The sequence below is a fragment of the Falsiroseomonas sp. HC035 genome, assembly GCF_050563525.1.
Lineage (GTDB): Bacteria > Pseudomonadota > Alphaproteobacteria > Acetobacterales > Acetobacteraceae > Falsiroseomonas.
Window position 1 is genome coordinate 128,019 of sequence record NZ_JBNXUN010000004.1, and the last position, 19,315, is coordinate 147,333.

Sequence of the window (19,315 nt, forward strand, 5' to 3'; positions counted from 1 at the left end):
GGATCCAAACGTTGCGACATCGTGCCACAGCCTGCCGGGCCGCGGATAGACGGCTGGACGAATGCCGTCGGCCGAGGCCAGATGCCCGGCACGATTGGGGGAGACACGCGTGAACACGGCGCATGCACAGAAATTCGACCTGTCCGGGCGCGTCGCGCTCATCACCGGCGCCTCGCGCGGCCTCGGCGCCGCCATGGCGCGCGGCCTGGCGCAGGCGGGGGCGGAGGTGATCCTCAACGGCCGCAATGTGGAAACCCTGGAGGCGCAGGCCGAATCGCTGCGCGCCGAGGGCCTTGCCTGCCGCACCAGCGCCTTCGACGTGACGGATGGCGCGGCGGTGGAGGCCGCGGTCGGCTCGCTCGGCCCCATCGACATCCTGATGCACAACGCCGGCAACCAGCACCGCGCCCCGATCGAGGAAACCACGGAGGAAGGTTGGTACAGCGTCATCGACACGCATCTGACGGCGCTGTGGCGCCTGTCGCGCGTCGTCGTGCCGGGGATGAAGGAACGCCGCCGCGGCAAGGTCATCGCCACCGGCAGCCTGGCCAGTGATCTCGGCCGCGCCACCATCACGCCCTATGCCTCGGCCAAGGGCGGGCTGAAGATGTTCATCCGGGCGCTGGCGGTGGAACTCGGCCCCTGGAACATCCAGTGCAATGCGATCGGGCCGGGCTGGTTCGACACGGAGCTCAACAAGGCGCTGCTGACCAACCCGGACTGGCTTGCCATGGTGCAGCGGCGTTGCCCGGCGGGGCGCTATGCGCAGCCGGAGGAGATTGCCGGCACCGCGGTCTTCCTTGCGTCACCCGCATCGGATTTTGTATCCGGCCAGTTGTTGTTCGTGGATGGTGGCGTCACGGCCAGCATGAGTTGACTGAAACGAACGTGATCCGATGCGGACCGGCCGGCGCGTTGCGCCGTGCTAGGGATGCCGCGTGGATTCACGAGGGTTTCGCATGCGGCACAACGGCGTGCAGGTGGCGCATCTGGCGGAGGCGGCGCTGCGCCACGCCATTCCGTTCCGCAAGGCGCTGCGCCGCCTGAAGCGGCGGCTACAGCCCTACGACGACAACGCCAGCAATTCCCACTACTGCATCACCAACGGGCTGGAACAGATTGTTGCCCTGCGTCGCGCCGGCTTCGACGTGCGCGGCAAATCCGTGCTGGAATTCGGCACCGGCTGGCTGCCGCTGATTCCGCTGCTGTTCCACCTGGCCGGCGCTGCGCGCCTGACGCTGACCGATATCGACCGGCTGATGGACGACCAGACCATCGCCCGCGCCCGCGCGATCGTCCGCGGCCGCATGGATGACATCGCCGCCGCGCTGGGCCAGCCACGGGACGCGCTGCTCGCGCGGCTCGATGTGCCGATGGCGTACGAGTACCTGGTGCCCTGGGACGCCGCGGCGCATCCGGCCGGAAGCATGGACCTGGTGATCTCCCGCGCCACCTTCGAGCATGTGCCGGAGGCGCAGATCGCCTTCTTCCTGCGCCAGTTCCACCGCATCCTGCGGCCCGGCGGCATGACCACGCATCTGGTGGACAATTCCGACCACTGGCAGCACCGCGATCCCGCCCTCAGCCGCATCAACTTCCTGCGCTTCGAGGATGGCGACCCGGTCTGGAAGCTCGGCCAGTTCAACCCGCAGGCCTTCCAGAACCGCCTGCGGCACGATGACTACATTCGCCTGCTTGAGGATGCCGGCTTCGAGCTGCGTGCCGCGCTTGGCGAGCCGGATCCGAAGTGCCTGGCCGACCTGGCGACGCTGCCACTGGCGGCGCGCTTCCGGGGCCGCCCGCCGCGCGACCTGGCCGTGCTGATCTCGCTGTTCGTTGCCCAGAAGCCCGCATAGGGCCAGCAGCCGCTATCAGGCCGCGATCCCGAGCGCCTCGCGCAGCGTCCCCTGGGGCTGTGCGAGGTCCTGGATCGTGGTGCCATCCAGCACGGCGAGGAACGCCGCCCGTGCCGCATGCAATGCGTGTTTCAGGCGGCAGGCCGGCAGGATGGCGCAGTCGCCGCCGGCGAAGCAGGGCACGAGCGCCAGATCGGGTTCGATCCGCCGCACCACATCCCCGGCGGTGATCTCCGAGGCCGGCCGGGCCAACGCCAGTCCGCCGCCGCGGCCGCGCGAGGTGCTGACATGGCCCGCCTGCCCGAGCAGATGCGCCACCTTCATCAGGTGGTTCTCCGAGATGCCATAGGCCTTGGCCACCTCCCCGATCGTCGCGCGGCGGTCGGGCTGCAGCGCCAGGTAGATGAGCATGCGGAGCGAGTAGTCGGTGAGGGTGGTGAGGCGCATGGCTGGAAGATGCATCATCCGTATTGCTTTGCAAGCGGCCAAGGCCCATAAGATGTATGAGCGATCCATCTTAGGAGGCCGCGATGAGCCCCGTCAGCCTGTTCCTTCTCCCCGGCAACCTCGCCAGCGACGCGCTGCATATCCGTGACAGGGACAGCCGGGTCATGCTGCGCACGCTGGTCAACATGTTGGTGTGGAACCTGGTCGCCGTCCTGGCCGTGCTGCCCTTCCTGTGAGCGGCGCGACCCCCATCACCGAGGCGGACATCGCGCGGTTGGTAGACCGCTTCTACGCCCGTGTGCGCCACGACCCGGCGCTCGGCCCGGTGTTCCACGCCGCGATCGGGAAGGACGCCGGGGACTGGTCGGCGCATCTGGAAAAGCTGCGCCGGTTCTGGTCGGCGGTCATGCTGCGCAGCGGCGCCTATCACGGCGACCCCTTCACCGCGCATTTGCGCCTGCCCGGCCTGACGCCGGACCTGTTCGAGCAATGGCTCGCGTTGTTCGACGCCACCTGCCGCGACAGCTTTCCACCGGAGACGGCGCTGGCGTTCAGCGAGCGGGCGCACCGGATCGCGCGCAGCCTGCGCATGGGCCTGTTCGAACGGCTTCCGGCGCGCCGGGCGTAGGTCTCATCCTCGGCGAGCCCGCGCCAGCTCCTGCGCCAGCGCCATGGTGGCGGTCGCCAGCATGAACATGCCGCCAACCAGGAACACCGCCTCCGGCCGGCCCGAATCGACAAGCCAGCCGAACATCGGCGGCGCGATCATGCCGCCGATATTGAAGCCGGTGGAGACCACGCCGAACACCGCGCCGGCCTGGCCGGGCGGGGCCGCGGCGCGCACCATCATGTCGCGGGACGGCATGCACAGGCCGCTCAGGACACCGGCCATTCCGAGCACCAGCACCACCAGCAGCGCCGGCATCGGCAGCAGCGCGACGCCGATGGTCAGCACCCCCGCGGCGCCAAAGCCCGCCATGGCGACCAGCCCGTGCCGCGTGAAGCGATCCGCCAGCGCCCCACCGATCAGCACGCCGCCCGCCGACCCGGCCAGCAGCAGGGTCAGCGCGGTGGAGGCCATGGCCAGCCCCATGCTGCCGGAGGCGACCAGGGCGGCGATGGCGAAGGCGTTCATGCCGCCGAAGGACAGCGAGATCAGCACGAAGAAGCCGGTCAGCGAGATCACCGTGCCGTTCAGTACCCGTGTCGGCTGCCCTGCCACCGGCTTGGCCCTTGCCGCCTTGACCGGGTCCGCAGGGCAGGTCAGCCACAGCCAGGCGGCCGCGGCCCATCCGATGGCCCCCGCCACTACCAGCGCCCCGGCCAGGCCCAGCCCGGCCGCGAGACCCAGCATCAGGAAGGGCGCCACCGCGCCGCCCGCGAACCCCGCGAAGGTGTGCAGCGAAAAGGCGCGCCCCATGCGTGGCGCCGCGATCTCCGTGTTCAGGATCGCGTAGTCGGAGGGGTGGTAGACGGCGTTGGCCAGCCCGGCCATGGCGCCGGCCAGCAGCAGGGCCGGATAGCTCAAGGTGGCGCCCAGCAGCATGAAGGCCGCGCCGCCCAGCACCAGTCCCGCCGTCAGCACCCGCCGCGGCCCGATCCGGTCCACCAGGAAGCCCATCGGTGCCTGGGTCAGGGCGGAGACGATGCTGAACAGCGTGATCGCCAGCCCGAGTTCCACGAATCCCACGCCAAGCTGCGCCTGCAACAGGGGAAACAGGGGCGGCAGCACCAGGATGTGCAGGTGCGACACGGCATGGGCGGCCGCGATGGCGCCCAGCGTGCGGCGTTCCGGCGCCGTCCAGCCAGAGGATGCCGTGTCGGCGGTGATGCTCATGCCGAGTGCCTGCCAGCACGACCTGCGCCCGCCGAGGGCGGGCGAGCGCCCGACTGGGCGCAGCGCCGCACGGCGCGAAGTAGCTCCAACCGGCCACGATCCGCAGGATTTGCCCTCAATGCGCTTCCGCCCAGGAAGCGCCATGCCCGATCTCGACCCCGAGCGGCACGGACAGGCTGGCGACGTTCTCCATGATGCTTTTCACCAAAGCGCTGGTCGCCGCCACCTCGGCCTCCGGTACCTCGAAGACCAGTTCGTCATGCACCTGCAGCAGCATCCGCGCGCCGAGCCCGGCCTCGGCCAGCGCGCGGGGCAGGCGGACCATGGCGCGCTTGATGACCTCCGCCGCGCCGCCCTGGAACGGCGCGTTGATCGCGGCACGCTCCGCCCCGCCACGGCGCACCGGGTCCTTGGAGGCGATGTCGGCGATCCAAAGCTTGCGGCCGAAGGGGGTCTGCACGTAGCCGGTGGTGCGCGCATCCTCCTTCAGCTTTTCCATGCAGGCGCGGATGCCCGGGTACTGCGCGAAATAGGCGTCGATGATCGCCTTGGCCTCGCCCGGCGAGATGCCGAGCCGCGCCGCCAGCCCGAAGGCCGACATGCCGTAGATGATGCCGAAATTGATCGTCTTCGCCCGCCGCCTGGCTTCCTTGTCCACAGCATCCGGAGGCAGATGAAAAATGTCGGCCGCGGTGCGGGAATGGATGTCCTGGCCGGTGGCGAAGGCTTCCTTCAGCGCCGGCACGTCGGCCACATGCGCCAGGATGCGCAGCTCGATCTGACTGTAGTCGGCGGCCATCAGCACATGCCCCGGCTCCGCCACGAAGGCGCGCCGGATGCGCGCGCCTTCCTCGGTCCGCACCGGGATGTTCTGCAGATTGGGATCGGAGGAGGAGAGCCGACCGGTCGAGGTGAGCGCCATGGCGAAGTCGGTATGCACCCGCCCCTGCGCATCAGCCGCCTGGGCCAGCGCATCGACATAGGTGGATTTCAGCTTGGAGATCTGGCGCCAATCCAGCACCCGGCGTGGCAGGGCGTGGCCCTGGGCGGCCAATTCCTCCAGCACGCTCGCATCCGTGCCCCAGGCGCCCGTCAGCTTGCTCCGCCGTCCGCCAGGCAGCTTCTGCTCGTCGAACAGGATTTCGCCGAGTTGCTTCGGCGAGCCGACGTTGAACGGCTTGCCCGCCAGCTCATGGATTTCGCGCTCATACCGCGCCAGTTTCTCCGTGAAGTCGGCGCCAATCCGCGAAAGTTCGCCGGCGTCGATCTTGATGCCGGCGAGTTCCATGTCGCGTAGCACCGGCACCATCCGGCGCTCCACCTGCTCGTACAGCGCCAGCGCCCGCGCCGGACGCAGTTCCGGCCGCAGAGCGTGCCACAGGCGCAGCGTCACATCCGCATCCTCGGCGGCATAGGCGGTGGCCTTGTCCAGCGCGACGCGGCCGAAGGGGATGCGGTTGCGGCCGGTGCCGGTGCAGCTGTCGTAGCTGATGCACTCATGGCCGAGATGGGTCTTCGCTAGCTCGTCCATGCCGTGGCCGTGCTTGCCGGCGCGCAGCGCGTAGGACATCAGCATGGTGTCATCCACCGGCGCCACGGCGATGCCGCCATTCTCCGCCCGGGTGAGCACCTCCAGGTCGTACTTCGCGTTGTGCAGCACCTTGAGGACGGAGGGATCCTCCAGCAGGTCCCGCAATTCCGCCATCGCCGCATCCGGGTCGCATTGCACCGGCTGGGCATTGTCCATCAGGTCGCCGCCACCCTCATGCCGCAGCGGCACATAGCAGGCGCGGCCCGGGGCGGTGGCGATGGAAAACCCGACCAGGCGGGCCTTCAGCGCATTCAGATTGTCGGTTTCGGTATCGAAGCCGATCACGCCGGCGGCACGGGCCTCCGCCACCCACTCCCGCAACTGCTCCAGCGTCGTGACCGTCTCGTAGCCGCCGAAGGGCAGCGCCTCCGCCGGCGCGGCCGGCATCGGCGCGGCGGAGGGGAAGGGCGGCCGGCGGCCATTGGTGACCGCGCCGGCATCGCCCATGCCAAGCCGCGCCAGCAGGCTTCGAAACCCGTTATCCCGTAAAAACTTCTCCAGCGTCGCCGGCTGCGGCGCGCGCGCCAGCATCTTCTCGATCGGGCAGGGCAGGGGGGCGTTGGCGTCCAGCTGCACCAGGCGACGGCTGATGCGCGCCTTCTCCGCATTCAGCTCCAGCACCTCCCGCCGCTTCGGCTGCTTGATCTTCCCGGTGTTCGCCAGAAGGCCTTCCAGGTCGCCATATTCGTTGATGAGCTGCGCCGCGGTCTTGATGCCGATGCCCGGCACGCCCGGCACATTGTCGGTGCTGTCGCCGGCCAGCGCCTGCACCTCCACCACCTTGTCCGGCGTCACGCCGAACTTCTCGAACACCTCCGGCTCGCGGATCGGCTTTTGCTTGATCGGGTCCAGCATCTGCACGCCCGGCCCGACCAGCTGCATCAGGTCCTTGTCGGAGGAAACGATGGAGACGGTGCCACCTTCCTCGACGAAGCAGCGGGCATAGGTCGCAATCAGGTCGTCCGCCTCGAACCCCGGCAGTTCCACCTGGCAGACACCCAGCGCCTCCGTCGCCTCCCGGATCAAGGCGAATTGCGGGACGAGTTCAGGCGGCGGCTCGGGGCGGTGCGCCTTGTAGTCGGGGTAGATGTCATTGCGGAAGGTGGTGCGCGCGCTGTCGAACACCACGGCGATGTGGCTGGCGGCATGGCGCGACAGGAACTGCGACAGCATCTGGGTGAAGCCGAACACGGCATTCACATGCACCCCGTCCGGCCGAGTCATCGGCGGCAGGGCATGGTAGGCGCGGAAGATGTAGCCCGAGCCATCCACCAGGATCAGGCGTTTCTCCCCCGGCGCGACCGGCGGCACCGCCTCGGCCACCGCCTCCGGCACGGGCATCGGGGCGAGGACCGGGGCTTCGCTCATCTCAATGCCCGTGGTCGTCGCCGGCGCCCTCGGCCAGGACGTAGGTGCGGGAGCAATAGGGGCAGGTCACCTGCCGGTCCTCGATCCGCAGATAGACCAGCGGATGGCCGAGCGCGCCGCCGCCGCCATCGCAGCCGACGGTGCGGGCGGTGGCGGGCAGCGTGTCCATCGGCGTCACGCCGGGCAGGGCCACCGGGGTGTAGCCGGTCTGTCGCGCGTCGCGCATGGCGGTCCTCATGTTTGGCGGCGGGAACATAGGGGGTCCGGGGGTGATGGACCAGCCCGGGCTGGCGCAGTAGGGGGCCGGCGCGGTAGGGAAATCGTATGCGACCCCTGGTGCTGATCCTCGCCCTGCTGCTGGCCGGCTGCACCCCGGTCGTGATCCCGGCCGGGCCCCGCATCGCCGCGCCATCGCTGGTCGAGGATGCGGTGGTCGCCGCCGATGGCGCACGCCTGCCGCTGCGCGCCTTCGCGCCGAAGGATGCGCCACGCTCGATGCTGCTGGCGCTGCACGGCTTCAACGACCATTCCGGCAACTTCCTGAAGGACAGCATCGGCCCGCTCACCGAGGGGGGGCTGCTGGTCTATGCCTACGACCAGCGCGGCTTCGGCCGGTCCCCCAACCGCGGCTACTGGCCCGGCGCGGAAACGCTGGCCGCCGATGCCGCCACCGCCGCCCGCCTGCTGCGCGCCCGCCACCCGGACCTGCCGCTGTTCGTGATGGGGGAGAGCATGGGCGGTGCCGTCGCCATCCTGGCCGGCAGCAGCGCGGAGCCGCCACCCGTCGATGGCTACATCCTGCTGGCACCGGCGCTATGGGGCCGGCAGTCCATGAACGCCCTGATGCGCGGCGGCCTTTGGGTCGCGGCGCGGACCATGCCGATCGTCGGCTTCCAGGGCGGCGTCGGCGGCATCGTCGCCAGCGACAATGAGGCGGCGCTGCGCCGGCTGGGGCGGGACCCGCTGGTGGTGCGCAGCACGCGGGTGGATGCCGCGATCGGCCTGATCGACCTGATGGACGAGGCCGTTGCAGCCCTGCCCGCCTGCTGCCGCACGGCGGAGGGGGCGCCGGCGCCGGTGCTGCTGCTGTACGGTGCCAAGGACATGCTGATCCCGGCGCGCTCCGTCCGCACCGCGCTGAACGCCCTGCCGGCCGGAAGCCCGATCCGCATCGGCATCCATGAGGAGGGTTTTCACCTGCTGCTGACCGACAGCAACCGGGACGCGGTGGTGCGGGACATCCTGGCCTTCGTCGCGGACCCGGCCGTGCCGCTGCCCTCCGGTGCCGATGCCTTCGCACCGGAATGGCTTTCGCGCTAGCCTGCGGATTGTTCCTTCTCCGAAAGTTTTCATGCGACTCCACGGCATGCGGGTGTCCGGCAATTGCTGGAAGCCGGCGCAGATCCTGGCCCTGACCGGCCACGCCTTCGAATGGGTGGAGACGGATGGAAATTCCGGCGCGACCCGAAGCCCGGATTTCCTGGCCATCAACCCCAACGGCAAGGTGCCGGTGCTGGTGCTGGATGACGGCACGGTCCTGGTCGAGAGCAACGCCATGCTGCTGCACTTCGCCGAGGGCACGCCCTGGCTGCCGCCGCCCGGCTTGGCGCGGACACGGGTGCATGAATGGCTGTTCTTCGAGCAGTACAGCCACGAGCCCTACATCGCCGTCGCCCGCAACATCATCGCCTGGCGGCGGGAGGCCCATCTGCACGCCGACCGCCTGGCCGAGTGCGCCCACCGCGGCGCCCAGGCGCTGGATGTGATGGAACGCCGCCTGGCGGCGCATCCCTGGCTGGTCGGCGAGGCGCCGACCATCGCCGACCTGGCGCTGTTCGCCTACACCCACCGGGCGGAGGAGGGGGGCTTCGACCTCGCCCGCTGGCCCGGCGTGCGGGACTGGGTCGCCCGGGTGCAGGCGATCCCCGGCATCACCACGCTGCCGCGGGCTACAGCGACTTGAACACTTGGTACAGCTTGTTCTTGGCCTCGAAGCCGATGCCGGGGATGTCCGGCATCGCCACGCGCCCCTCCACCACCGGCACATCGTCGGCGAAGCCGCCGAAGGGCGCGAAGACCTCCGGGTAGCTTTCATTGCCGCCGAGGCCGAGGCCCACCGCGATGTTCAGCGCGAACTGGTGCCCGCCATGCGGCACGCAGCGGCGGCGGGACCAGCCATGGGCGGCCAGCATGTCCAGCGTCCGCAGGTATTCGCACAGCCCGTAGGACAGCGCCGGGTCCATCTGCAAAATGTCGCGGTCCGGCCGCAGCCCGCCATGGCGGATCAGGTTGCGCGCATCCAGCATGGAGAACAGGTTCTCGCCGGTCGCGATCGGCGGGCCGTAATGCTCGGCCAGCGTCGCGTGGGTCGCGTAGTCCAGCGGGTCCAGCGGTTCCTCGTACCAGCGCAGCTTCATCGGCGCGAGCGCTTCGGCATAAGCCAGCGCCGCCGGCAGGTCGAAGCGACCGTTCACGTCCACCGCCAGCTTGGCGCCATCGCCGCCGAGCAGCCCCAGCACCGCCTCGATCCGCGCGCGATCCTCGGCCAGGGCATCGGCGAGGGAGGTGCCGGGGGCGCCGCCGATCTTCATCTTCACGGTCGCATAGCCCATGCCGAGGTAGCGCTTCATCTCCTCGACCAGCGCGTCCACCCCCTTGCCGGGGTAGTAGTAGCCGCCCGCGGCGTAGACCCAGGCCGCCTCATCCGCCACGCCGCCATTGTAGCGGTCCGCCAGCAGCCGCCACAGCGGCTTGTCCTCCAGCTTGGCCGCGGCATCCCACAGCGCCATATCCAGCACGCCGACGGCGACGCTGCGCTCGCCATGGCCGCCCGGCTTCTCGTTCTTCATCATCGCCGCCCAGGCGCCCTGCGGGTTCAGCTTTCCGTCCGGCGCGGTGATCTGCGCCTCGGAGGCTTCCGTCAGGCGCGGCACGAAGCGTTCCGCCAGCAGGCCGGGCTGGGCGTAGCGGCCGTTGGAGTTGAAGCCGTAGCCCGTGGCGCGCTTGCCACCTTCACCCTCGACCGTCACCGCCACGATGGAGGCGGTCATCTTCGAGAAGTCGATATAGGCGTTGGCAATGTCGCTCGCGATCGGGGCAATGCCCTGCTTCACGCTGACGATACGCATTTTATGGACCTCCATCCGGCTGCCCGCCTTGTCGCCCCGCACCGGACCGCTGCACAAGAGGGGGGAGGAGGAACCAACCCATGCCCGATATCCTGCACGAGACCCGCGGCCCGGTCGCCTGGACCACGCTGAACCGCCCGGAACAGCGCAACGCCATGACCTTCCCGATGTACGAAGGCCTGTTCGAACAGGCCGCCGCGGTGGCCGCGGATCCGGCGATCCGCTGCTGGGTCATCACCGGCGCCGGCGGCAAGGCCTTCGCCGCGGGCACCGACATCAGCCAGTTCCAGAACTTCAGCACCGGCCAGGACGCGCTGGACTACGAAAGCCGCATCGACCGCGTGCTGTCCGCCATCGAGGATTGCCCGAAGCCCGTCATCGCCGCCGTGGCCGGCGCCTGCGTCGGCGGCGGCCTGGGCATCGCCGGCGTCTGCGACCTGCGCATCGCCAGCGCCAATGCCCGCTTCGGCGTGCCGGTGGCGCGCACCCTGGGCAACACCTTGTCCACCATGAACATCTCCCGCTTCGCGGCGCTGATCGGCCCGGCGAAGCTGAAGGACCTGGTGTTCACCGCGCGGCTGATGGACGCGCCGGAAGCGCTCGCCGCCGGCTTCATCTCGGAGATGCTGGAGACGCCGGAGGCGCTGGCCGAGCGGGCGATGAAACTGGCGGAGGATGTCGCCGGCATGGCGCCGCTGACGCTGACCGCGACCAAGCTCGCGCTGAAGCGCCTGCGGCTCGCCAATGGCAGCATCGACGGCGACGACCTGGTGACGATGTGCTTCGGCAGCAACGATTTCCGCGAAGGGGTGCAGGCCTTCCTCGCCAAGCGGAAGCCGGTCTGGACGGGCACCTGACACCCCGGCATCCTGCCGCCACAACAAAAAACCGGAGGATCCCCATGTTGAATCGACGTGGCCTGCTGGCCGCGGCGGGCGCTGCCGCCCTGCCGCTGCCGGGCTTGGCGCAAGGCGCCTACCCCACCCGCACCGTCTCCCTGCTGGTCGGCTTCGCACCGGGCGGCGGCACGGACATCATCGCCCGCCTGCTGCAACCGGCGTTGCAGGAGGAATTCGGCCAGCCCATCGCCATCGACAACCGCGCCGGCGGGTCCGGCACCATCGCCGCGACGCAGAACGCCCGCGGCCGGCCGGATGGCTACCAGATGCTGATGACCACGGTCAGCGCCTCCGCCGTCGTGCCGCCGACCATGAAGCCGCCGCCCTTCGACATCATCACGGACCAGACGGCGGTGGTGCTGGCCGGCACGGTGCCGCTGGTGGCGGTGGTGCCGCTATCTTCCCCGGCGCAGGACTTTGCTGGCTTCATCGCGCATGCCAAGGCGAATCCGGGCAAGCTGAACTACTCCTCCTCCGGCGTCGCGACGCAGCAGCACCTGGCCGCCGCCGCGCTGTCCTTCGCCGCCGGCCTCGACATGACCCACATCCCGTTCCGCGGCACCGGCCAGGCGGTGAACGAGGTGCTGGCCGGGCGCATCGACATCGCCATCGACACGCTGCCCACCTACCTGCCGCATATCCGTGCGGGTCGGGTGCGCGCGCTCGCGACGACGCTGAAGGAACGCGTGCCGACGCTGCCGGACGTGCCGACCATCGCCGAAAGCGGCTTTCCCGATTTCGATGCCGCCGTCTGGTACATGGTGATGGGCCCGCCCGGCCTGCCGGCGCCGATCGCGGAACGCTGGGTCGCCGCCGTGAACAAGGCGCTGTCCGACCCGGGCCTGCGCCAGCGCGTGGCCGAGGCCGGCTTCATCCCGGGCGGCGGCACCAGCGCCGACGCGGCCGCCCTGCTGCGGCGGGACGCGGCGAAGTACGCCGAGGTCATCCGCCGCGCCAACATCCAGTTCGACTGACTTCTGAGCCCTCTCCCCCCACTGGGGGGGGAGAGGGTTGGGTGAGGGCGGGCCTCAGTTCCGCCGCGGCAGGACCTCCGCATTCACCACGATCTCCGGGTCCAGCGTCCCGGCGAAGCACGCCAACACCGCGCCCGCGCTGTCCAGCGCCATCCGCCGCAGCCCTTGCGCCGTGCTCGCAGCGACATGCGGCGTCATCACCAGGTTGGGCGCGGACAGCAGGCTGAGCGGCGTCTCCACCGGCTCCTCCTCGAACACGTCGATCCCGGCGGCGGACAAATGCCCGGCGCGCAGCGAGGCCTCCAGCGCCGACTGGTCCAGCACCGTGCCGCGCGCCGTGTTCACCAGCACCGCGCCCGGTTTCATCCGCGCCAGGAACTGCGCATCCACCATGTGCCGCGTCTGCGGGTTGGACGGCACGTGCAGCGTGACGATGTCCGCCTGCCCGGCGGCCTCCGCCGCGTCGTCCACCGGCGTGAAGCCGAGCCCGGCGATGGTGCCCTTGGCGACGTTCGGATCACGCACCAGCACCTTCATGTCGAAGGCCGCGCACAGCTTCGCCACGCGCGTGCCGATGCGCCCGAAGCCCACCACCAGCACCGTGCGTCCGGCCAGGTCGAAGGTCGGCAGGCTGGGCTGGCCGCCCCAGACCGGCTTGGGCTGATGCATGTTGCCGTCATAGCCGGACAGCTTGCGGGCGCAGGCCAGCATCAGCATCAGCGCGTGTTCGGCCACCGAGACCGCATTGGCATCCGGCGTGATGGTCAGCGGAATGCCGCGTTCCGTCAGCGCCGCCACATCCACCTGGTCGTACCCCACGCCATGCCGCGCCAGGATTTTCAACTGTGTGCAATGCGCCAGCAGCGGCCGGTCGATCTTCGCGGTGCGGACGATCAGCGCATCCGCATGCGGCAGCCGTGCGGCGAGCGAGTCCGGCGAGAGGTCCATCAGCACCTCCACCGTCACCCCCTCCGTCGCCCGCATTTTTGCCAAGGCATCGTCGTGGATGGGGCGGAGGCAGATTACATGCGGCATTTTTCCGGACTCACAATTGGTGGTGGGCGGCGGGGCCGAGCACGGCCTCGCGGAAGCGCGCCTGCAGGATGGCGCCATCACGCGGCGGCAGCACCAGCGGCAGGTTGCCGACCGCGATCTTGACCACGGCGAACAGCGGCCCGCCGCCGGCATGGACCCGGTCCCGCAGCGCCGGCACCTCCGCGAGGTCGCGCAGCGTGCGCGTCTCGGCGATGCCGGCGCCGCGCGCCATGGCGGCGAGGTCCACGCCATGCTTCGTCGCCGTCTCCTGCCCGCCGGTCTCGCTGTAATGCTCGTTGTCCAGCACCACGACGGACAGGTTGGCCGGCTTCTGCACAGCGATGGTGGCGACCGCGCCGATGCCCATCAGCATCTCGCCATCGCCGGTGATCACCAGCACCTTCTGCGAGGGCTGCGCCAGCGCCAGGCCCAAGCCCATCATCGCCGCGCCGCCCATGCCGCCCCACAGCGGCAGGTTGCGCGGATGGTCGCCGATGGCGGTGATGTCCCAGGCGGAGGCGCCGAGGCCCGCGATCACCAGCAGGTCGCCGCGATCCGCCAGCAGGGCGCGCACCACGTCGCGCCGATCCGGAAGCTGTGCCATGGGTCAGTCCTTGCCGAAGGTCTTGGCGCCGATCAGGCGCTGGCCCAGCAGCGTCGCCGCCGGCCGGAAGGTGTTGAAGGCGAGCCGCAGCGTCGCATCCACCGTCTCCGCCACGTCCTCGGCCTTGTCGGCGCGATGCACCAGCGTGCCCATCGCCTCCAGCACCGTCTGCGTCGCATGGCCCATCGGCACCTGCGCCGGGTTGAACTCCGCGAAATCGCCGCGCATCGTCACGATCATCGGCAGCGGCGTGCGGTGCAGCGTGGACAGCGACAGCATGTTGATGCAGTTGCCGACGCCCGAGGACTGCATCAGCAGCACGCCCTTCACGCCGCCGAGCCAGGCGCCGCAGACCATCGCGACGCCTTCCTCCTCGGTCGTCAGCGTCACCACCGTCATCTCGTTGTCGGCAAGGCATCGGCGGATCAGCCGGCTGTGCCCGGCATCCGGCACCAGGGCCACCTGCGTGATGCCATTGGCCTTGAGCGCATCGTAGATCTGGTCGGGCCAGGCCGCCGCCGCGTCCGGCCGCATTTCCAGTTTTTCGCGATCCATGCCGATGCTCACTCCCGGGGATGATTCATGGCATCCTCCCCCCGGCAGATCGGGCTGGCAAGGAGAGGGCGGCATGGGTTTTTCCGCGACGGTGGGCGGCACGCGGCACGTCTTCGCCGATCTGCGCGCCCTCATGGCCTGCGCCACGCCCTTCCGGTCCGGCGATGCCCTGGCCGGCGTGGCGGCCGAGACCGCCGCGCAGCGCGTCGCCGCACAGCGCGCCCTGGCCGACCTGTCGCTGCGCCATTTCCTGTCCGAATCGGTGGTGCCCTATGAGGATGACGAGGTCACGCGACTCATCGTCGACGGCCATGAGCAGGCCGCCTTCGCCCCGGTCTCCCACCTGACCGTGGGCGGCTTCCGGGACTGGCTGCTGGCCGCCGACCCCGCCGCTGTCACCGCGCTCGCCCCTGGCCTGACGCCCGAAATGGTTGCGGCAGTATCGAAAATCTGCCGCCTGCAGGACCTGGTGGCGATCGCGGGGAAGTGCCGCGTCGTCACGAAGTTCCGCAACACGCTCGGCCTGCCCGGCACCCTGTCCATCCGCCTGCAACCGAACGACCCGGTGGACGACCCGAAGGGCATCGCGGCCCAGGTGCTGGACGGGCTGCTGCTCGGCGCCGGGGATGCCGTGATCGGCGTGAATCCTGCGACCGACAATGTCGACAACCTGTGTCGCGTGCTCGGCCTGCTCGATGCGGTGCGCGACCGCTACGCCATCCCGACGCAGACCTGCGTGCTGGCGCATGTCACCACCACGCTGCTGGCCATGCGACGCGGCGCGCCGGTGGACCTGGTGTTCCAATCCATCGGCGGCACGCAGGGCGTGAACGAAAGCTTCGGCGTCTCGCTGGCCCTGCTGGCGGAGGCGCATGCGGCGGCCCTCGCGCTGAAGCGCGGCACGCTCGGCGACAACTGCATGTATTTCGAAACCGGCCAGGGCAGCGCGCTGTCCGCCGATGCGCATAACGGCGTGGACCAGCAGACGCTGGAATGCCGCGCCTATGCGGTCGCGCGCCGCTTCCGCCCGCTGCTGGTCAACAGCGTGGTCGGCTTCATCGGCCCAGAGTACCTGTTCGACGGCAAGCAGATCATCCGCGCAGGTCTCGAGGACCACATGTGTGGGAAACTGCTCGGCCTGCCGATGGGCGTCGATGTGTGCTACACCAACCATGCGGAGGCCGACCAGGACGACATGGAGGCGCTGCTGACCCTGCTCGGCGTCGCCGGCGTCACCTATGTCATGGGCGTGCCGGGGGCGGACGATACCATGCTCGCCTACCAATCCACCTCCTTCCACGATGGCCTCTATGTCCGCGCCGCGCTCGGCAAGCAGCCGGCGCCGGAATTCGCTGGCTGGCTGCACGGCATGGGCCTCGCGGAACGCACGCCGGACCGGCTGCCGCAGGGCATGGCGACGGCGGGCCTGCTGTGAGCCAGCCCGTCCTCTGGTCCGACCTGCGCCGCTACACCGCCGCGCGCGTCGGCCTCGGCCGCGCCGGCAACGGGCTGCCCACCGCCGCGCATCTCGATTTCCAGGAAGCCCACGCCCAGGCCCGCGACGCCGTCTGGTCCGCGCTGGATGCGCCCGCCCTGCAGGCGCGCATCGGGGGCACCGTGGTGGCCAGCGCGGCGGCGGACCGGCGGGCGTATCTGCTGCGCCCCGACCGCGGCCGCCGCCTGGCTCCCGGCGAGGCGGCCAGGCTGGCGCCGATGCCCGGCTGCTTCGCCATCGTCATTGCGGACGGCCTGTGTGCCACCGGCGTCCAGGCGCAGGCGCCGGCGCTGGTGGCGATCCTGGTGGAGGGGCTGCGCGCCGCCGGCTGGCAGGTCGCGCCGCCGGTTATCGCGACCCAGGCGCGCGTCGCGCTGGGCGACGAGGTGGGGCACGCGCTGGGCGCCGCGATGGTCGCCGTGCTGATCGGCGAGCGTCCCGGCCTTTCGGCGCTCGACAGCATGGGCATCTACCTGACCCACGCGCCGCGCCCCGGCCGCAGCGACGCGGACCGCAACTGCATCAGCAACATCCGGCCCGGCGGCCTGTCCCCCCGCGATGCCGCCGCCAAGCTGCTGTGGCTGGTCGCCGCGGCGCGGCGGCTCGGCCTCACGGGGGTCGGGCTGAAGGATGAACAGCCCCGGGCGCTGGAGGCGCCCTGACCTCAGCGAGGCGCTGGAGGCGCCCTGACCTCAGCGAGGCGCTGGAGGCGTGCTGAACTCGTCCAGGCGCTGGAGGCGCCGGGCCGACTCATGCCGCCAGAGCCGCCTCCACCGCCGCCGCCACCGCGAACAGCCGCGCATCTCCGCCATGCTCGCCCATCAACTGGAAGCCGACCGGCGCATCTCCCGGCCGGTGGCAGGGCAGGCTGATGGCGCAGCGGTCGAGGAAGTTCCCGACGCTGGTGTTGCGCAGCAGCAGCAGGTTGATGCGGCCATACTCCGCCTCATCCTTCACCGCCGAGATCGCCGGCGGAACCAGCGGGCAGGTGGGGGACACCACCGCATCGAAGCCCGCCGTCCGCGCCGCGAAACCCGCGATGATGCGGGCGCGGTCCCGGAGCAGGGCGATGTAGTCCGCTGCCGGCATCTGCCCGCCGCGCAGGATGCGCGCCAGGATGCGCGGGTCGTAGCGGTCGCGCGCCCGCTCGATCAGCCCGCGATGCCAGGCGAAGGCCTCACTGGCCACGAAGCCGCCGGTGGCGTTGGCCTGCGGTATCTCGGCCAGTTCCGGTACCGTCAGCTTTTCCACCCGCGCGCCGGCGGCGGAAAGCCGGGACAGGGCGCGCTCGAAGGCCTCCGTCACGCCGGGATCCCAGCCATCGCAGACATAGCCCTGCAACACACCGAGTCGGAGCCCGGTCACCGACCCCACCGGCTGCGGCGGCGCCGGATCATCCCCCGCCATGACCCTGTCCAGCACCTCGCAGCAGCCGACGGAACGCGCGAGCGGCCCGAGGCTGTCCAGCGTGGAAGATAGCGGCAGTGTCCCCGCCAGCGGCACCCGCGCAGCGGTCGGCTTCCAGCCGACGATGCCGCACAGCGCCGCCGGAATCCGGCAGGACCCGCCGGTGTCCGAGCCCAGGCCTGCGAAGCCCATGCCATCTGCCGTCGCGACCGCGGCACCGGAGGAGGACCCGCCCGGCAGCCTCCCGGTTTCGCGGTCCCAAGGGCTGCGTGGCGTGCCGAAATGCGGGTTCACGCCGAGGCCGGAGAAGGCGAATTCGACCATGTTGGTGCGCCCCAGCACGACGAAGCCCGCTCGTTGCAGCCGCGCCACGGAAGGTGCCGTTGCCTGGGCGGGCGCGACATCGGCCAGCGCGACGGACCCGCCGAGGGTCTGCTGGCCGGCTTCATCGTACAGGTCCTTGATGCTGATCGGGATGCCGGCCCAGGGGCTGGGCGCCAGGCCGGCGGCGCGCAGCCGGTCCATGGCGCGGGCGGTGGCGCGCGCGGCATCGCCGTGGACCGTGATGAAGGCGCGGGCGCCTTCGCCGGCCGGGTCGGCAATGCGGGCCAGCGCGGCCTCGGTCAGGGCCTCCGCGGTGGTGTGCCCGGCGGCGAGGGCCTCGGCGGCTTCGGCAAGAGTCTGGGGCATGAGGGCGGGCATCCGGCGACGTGACACCGGATGCTGCGGTCACCCGCCGGATCGGGCAAGCCGGGGCGGGCTGGTCAGGCCCCGCCCGGCGGAACCTGGTCGTTGGCCGGCGGCACGGTCAGGATCAGTTCCAGCGCCGAGGGGTAGATCAGGTAGCCGATCATCCGGGCCGGCAGCAACCGGACACCACCAGTCTCGACTTCCTCAACCAGCATATCCCGGTCCATGCTCGCACTCCCCTGCGCATGGAGTGTCAGCGCCGTGGGCAGGGGTTCGTTCCAGCCGGATGAATTGACAAAGCCGCGCGGCACCGGTTGTATGATGTCGTATAACCCGCAGCCAGAAGGCCGCGGGACGGGGAAGGAGAGGGATCCACATGAAAGCGATGCGCGCGATTCGCGCCGAGATCAGCCTTGCGCTCCGCGCCGGGGCGATCGCCGCCGCGGCCCTGCTGCCATGGGCCGCCAGCCCGAGTGTCGCCCAGGAATGGCGCGGCTGGAACATCCACGCCGGCGACTATCCCAACGGCCGCGGCATGGACCGGTTCGGCGAGCTGGTGGCGCAGCGCACCAACAACCGCATCCGCATGCGCACCTACCATTCTGCGCAGCTCGGCCAGCAGGACGAGGCGATCCAGCAGATGCGGCTGGGCTCGATCGACTTCGGCAACTTCAACCTGAGCCCCTTCAACAACCTGGCGCCCTCTACCAACGTGGTGACGCTGCCCTTCCTGTTCCGCAACGTGGCGCACAGCCATGCCGCGATCGACGGCGTGGCCGGGGAGGAGATCGCCAAGGACCTCGAGGCGATCGGGATCATCGCGCTGGCCTGGTACGATGGCGGCGCCCGCAGCATGTACACCACGCGCCCGGTGCGCACGCCGGCCGACCTGCGCGGCATGAAGATCCGCGTGCAGACCAGCGACCTTTGGATCGACCTGGTGCGCGCGCTCGGCGCCAATCCCACGCCGCTGCCGTTCGGCGAGGTGTTCACCAGCCTGCAATCGGGCGTCATCGACGGCGCCGAGAACAACTTCCCGTCCTACGAAAGCACCCGCCACTTCGAAGTTGCGCGCTTCTACAGCACGACGGAGCACTCCAACGTGCCGGAAGTGCTCGCCGTGTCCCGCCAGCGCTGGCAGCGGCTGAACGAGGCGGAGCGCAACATCCTGCGCGACGCCGCACGCGAATCGGCCACCTTCCAGCGCCAGCTCTGGGCCGAGCGCGAGCAGGTGTCCCGCCAGCGGGTCATCGCCGGTGGTGCCACGGTGATCGAGATCACCGATCGCACGCCGTGGTCGCAGTTGATGGAGCCGGTCTACGCCAAGTACGCGGCGACGCCGCGCCTCGCCGGCATGGTGCAGGCGATCCGCGCCCTGCCGTGACGTGATCCGGGCGGGCGGCCGTTGCGCCGCCCGCCTTCCCCTGCC

Annotated in this window: 21 protein-coding genes; 11 read left to right on the forward strand and 10 right to left on the reverse strand. The window is 70.4% G+C overall.

Annotated features, from left to right (window positions below):
- Positions 1-109 precede the first annotated feature (109 nt).
- Both ACLF3G_RS10905 and ACLF3G_RS10910 read left to right on the forward strand, forming a co-directional pair.
- Positions 110-877, forward strand: a complete 768-nt coding sequence (locus ACLF3G_RS10905; protein ID WP_430669392.1) for an SDR family oxidoreductase — start codon at positions 110-112, stop codon at positions 875-877.
- A gap of 82 nt (positions 878-959) precedes the next feature.
- Entirely contained in the window at positions 960-1,856 is an 897-nt protein-coding gene (locus tag ACLF3G_RS10910) for a class I SAM-dependent methyltransferase (RefSeq protein WP_430669393.1), read from the forward strand.
- A gap of 15 nt (positions 1,857-1,871) precedes the next feature.
- Here ACLF3G_RS10910 and ACLF3G_RS10915 read toward each other — a convergent pair whose 3' ends face one another.
- Positions 1,872-2,303 carry an Rrf2 family transcriptional regulator gene (locus ACLF3G_RS10915; RefSeq protein WP_430669394.1) on the reverse strand — a complete coding sequence of 144 codons (432 nt, stop codon included), beginning with the start codon at positions 2,301-2,303 and terminating at the stop codon, positions 1,872-1,874.
- An 83-nt stretch (positions 2,304-2,386) separates the two neighbouring features.
- Between ACLF3G_RS10915 and ACLF3G_RS10920 the strand changes: the two genes are divergently transcribed.
- Positions 2,387-2,539 carry a hypothetical protein gene (locus ACLF3G_RS10920; RefSeq protein ID WP_430669395.1) on the forward strand — a complete coding sequence of 51 codons (153 nt, stop codon included), beginning with the start codon at positions 2,387-2,389 and terminating at the stop codon, positions 2,537-2,539.
- Positions 2,536-2,931: a group III truncated hemoglobin gene (locus ACLF3G_RS10925; RefSeq protein ID WP_430669396.1), complete on the forward strand. Its 396-nt coding sequence runs from the start codon at positions 2,536-2,538 to the stop codon at positions 2,929-2,931. The genes ACLF3G_RS10920 and ACLF3G_RS10925 overlap by 4 nt, the downstream gene beginning before the upstream one ends.
- Before the next feature lie 3 nt (positions 2,932-2,934).
- On the opposite strand, the gene ACLF3G_RS10930 is transcribed toward ACLF3G_RS10925, so the two are convergent.
- The 3 genes from ACLF3G_RS10930 to ACLF3G_RS10940 all read right to left on the reverse strand — a co-directional run bounded on the left by ACLF3G_RS10930 (position 2,935) and on the right by ACLF3G_RS10940 (position 7,337).
- Complete coding sequence (locus ACLF3G_RS10930) at positions 2,935-4,140, reverse strand: MFS transporter (protein WP_430669397.1); 1,206 nt, start codon at positions 4,138-4,140, stop codon at positions 2,935-2,937.
- A 115-nt stretch (positions 4,141-4,255) separates the two neighbouring features.
- Positions 4,256-7,072, reverse strand: a complete 2,817-nt coding sequence (gene polA, locus ACLF3G_RS10935) for a DNA polymerase I (RefSeq protein ID WP_430669686.1) — start codon at positions 7,070-7,072, stop codon at positions 4,256-4,258.
- Positions 7,073-7,100: 28 nt separating this feature from the next.
- Positions 7,101-7,337 carry a zinc-finger domain-containing protein gene (locus tag ACLF3G_RS10940; RefSeq protein WP_430669398.1) on the reverse strand — a complete coding sequence of 79 codons (237 nt, stop codon included), beginning with the start codon at positions 7,335-7,337 and terminating at the stop codon, positions 7,101-7,103.
- A gap of 86 nt (positions 7,338-7,423) precedes the next feature.
- Here ACLF3G_RS10940 and ACLF3G_RS10945 point away from each other — a divergent pair, with 86 nt between their 5' ends.
- Positions 7,424-8,419: an alpha/beta fold hydrolase gene (locus ACLF3G_RS10945; RefSeq protein WP_430669399.1), complete on the forward strand. Its 996-nt coding sequence runs from the start codon at positions 7,424-7,426 to the stop codon at positions 8,417-8,419.
- A 31-nt stretch (positions 8,420-8,450) separates the two neighbouring features.
- Complete coding sequence (locus ACLF3G_RS10950) at positions 8,451-9,062, forward strand: glutathione S-transferase family protein (protein WP_430669400.1); 612 nt, start codon at positions 8,451-8,453, stop codon at positions 9,060-9,062.
- On the opposite strand, the gene ACLF3G_RS10955 is transcribed toward ACLF3G_RS10950, so the two are convergent.
- Positions 9,049-10,227, reverse strand: coding sequence for an enolase C-terminal domain-like protein (locus ACLF3G_RS10955; protein ID WP_430669401.1), 1,179 nt, complete (start codon positions 10,225-10,227; stop codon positions 9,049-9,051). The genes ACLF3G_RS10950 and ACLF3G_RS10955 overlap by 14 nt on opposite strands.
- 80 nt (positions 10,228-10,307) lie before the next feature.
- Here ACLF3G_RS10955 and ACLF3G_RS10960 point away from each other — a divergent pair, with 80 nt between their 5' ends.
- Both ACLF3G_RS10960 and ACLF3G_RS10965 read left to right on the forward strand, forming a co-directional pair.
- Positions 10,308-11,084, forward strand: a complete 777-nt coding sequence (locus ACLF3G_RS10960) for an enoyl-CoA hydratase (RefSeq protein ID WP_430669402.1) — start codon at positions 10,308-10,310, stop codon at positions 11,082-11,084.
- A gap of 44 nt (positions 11,085-11,128) precedes the next feature.
- Positions 11,129-12,100 carry a Bug family tripartite tricarboxylate transporter substrate binding protein gene (locus ACLF3G_RS10965; RefSeq protein WP_430669403.1) on the forward strand — a complete coding sequence of 324 codons (972 nt, stop codon included), beginning with the start codon at positions 11,129-11,131 and terminating at the stop codon, positions 12,098-12,100.
- Between the two features lie 54 nt (positions 12,101-12,154).
- On the opposite strand, the gene ACLF3G_RS10970 is transcribed toward ACLF3G_RS10965, so the two are convergent.
- From ACLF3G_RS10970 to ACLF3G_RS10980, 3 genes are read right to left on the reverse strand one after another with little or no spacing between them, the layout of a single operon-like run.
- Entirely contained in the window at positions 12,155-13,135 is a 981-nt protein-coding gene (locus ACLF3G_RS10970) for a hydroxyacid dehydrogenase (protein ID WP_430669404.1), read from the reverse strand.
- Positions 13,136-13,145: 10 nt separating this feature from the next.
- Positions 13,146-13,739: a thiamine pyrophosphate-dependent enzyme gene (locus ACLF3G_RS10975; protein WP_430669405.1), complete on the reverse strand. Its 594-nt coding sequence runs from the start codon at positions 13,737-13,739 to the stop codon at positions 13,146-13,148.
- 3 nt (positions 13,740-13,742) lie between these two features.
- The gene (locus ACLF3G_RS10980) at positions 13,743-14,294 is read right to left on the reverse strand and encodes a thiamine pyrophosphate-binding protein (RefSeq protein ID WP_430669406.1); all 552 of its coding nucleotides are present in this window, start codon (positions 14,292-14,294) and stop codon (positions 13,743-13,745) included.
- 73 nt (positions 14,295-14,367) lie between these two features.
- Between ACLF3G_RS10980 and ACLF3G_RS10985 the strand changes: the two genes are divergently transcribed.
- On the forward strand, positions 14,368-15,729 hold the full coding sequence (locus ACLF3G_RS10985; protein WP_430669407.1) for an ethanolamine ammonia-lyase subunit EutB: 1,362 nt from the start codon (positions 14,368-14,370) through the stop codon (positions 15,727-15,729).
- Complete coding sequence (gene eutC / locus ACLF3G_RS10990) at positions 15,726-16,451, forward strand: ethanolamine ammonia-lyase subunit EutC (protein WP_430669408.1); 726 nt, start codon at positions 15,726-15,728, stop codon at positions 16,449-16,451. The genes ACLF3G_RS10985 and eutC overlap by 4 nt, the downstream gene beginning before the upstream one ends.
- A gap of 88 nt (positions 16,452-16,539) precedes the next feature.
- Here eutC and ACLF3G_RS10995 read toward each other — a convergent pair whose 3' ends face one another.
- Positions 16,540-17,898 (reverse strand): amidase, encoded by a 1,359-nt coding sequence (locus ACLF3G_RS10995; RefSeq protein ID WP_430669409.1) that lies wholly within the window; start codon positions 17,896-17,898, stop codon positions 16,540-16,542.
- Between the two features lie 62 nt (positions 17,899-17,960).
- Positions 17,961-18,113, reverse strand: a complete 153-nt coding sequence (locus tag ACLF3G_RS11000) for a hypothetical protein (RefSeq protein WP_430669410.1) — start codon at positions 18,111-18,113, stop codon at positions 17,961-17,963.
- 149 nt (positions 18,114-18,262) lie between these two features.
- Here ACLF3G_RS11000 and ACLF3G_RS11005 point away from each other — a divergent pair, with 149 nt between their 5' ends.
- Positions 18,263-19,270 (forward strand): TRAP transporter substrate-binding protein, encoded by a 1,008-nt coding sequence (locus ACLF3G_RS11005; protein WP_430669411.1) that lies wholly within the window; start codon positions 18,263-18,265, stop codon positions 19,268-19,270.
- The last annotated feature ends 45 nt before the right edge of the window (positions 19,271-19,315 follow it).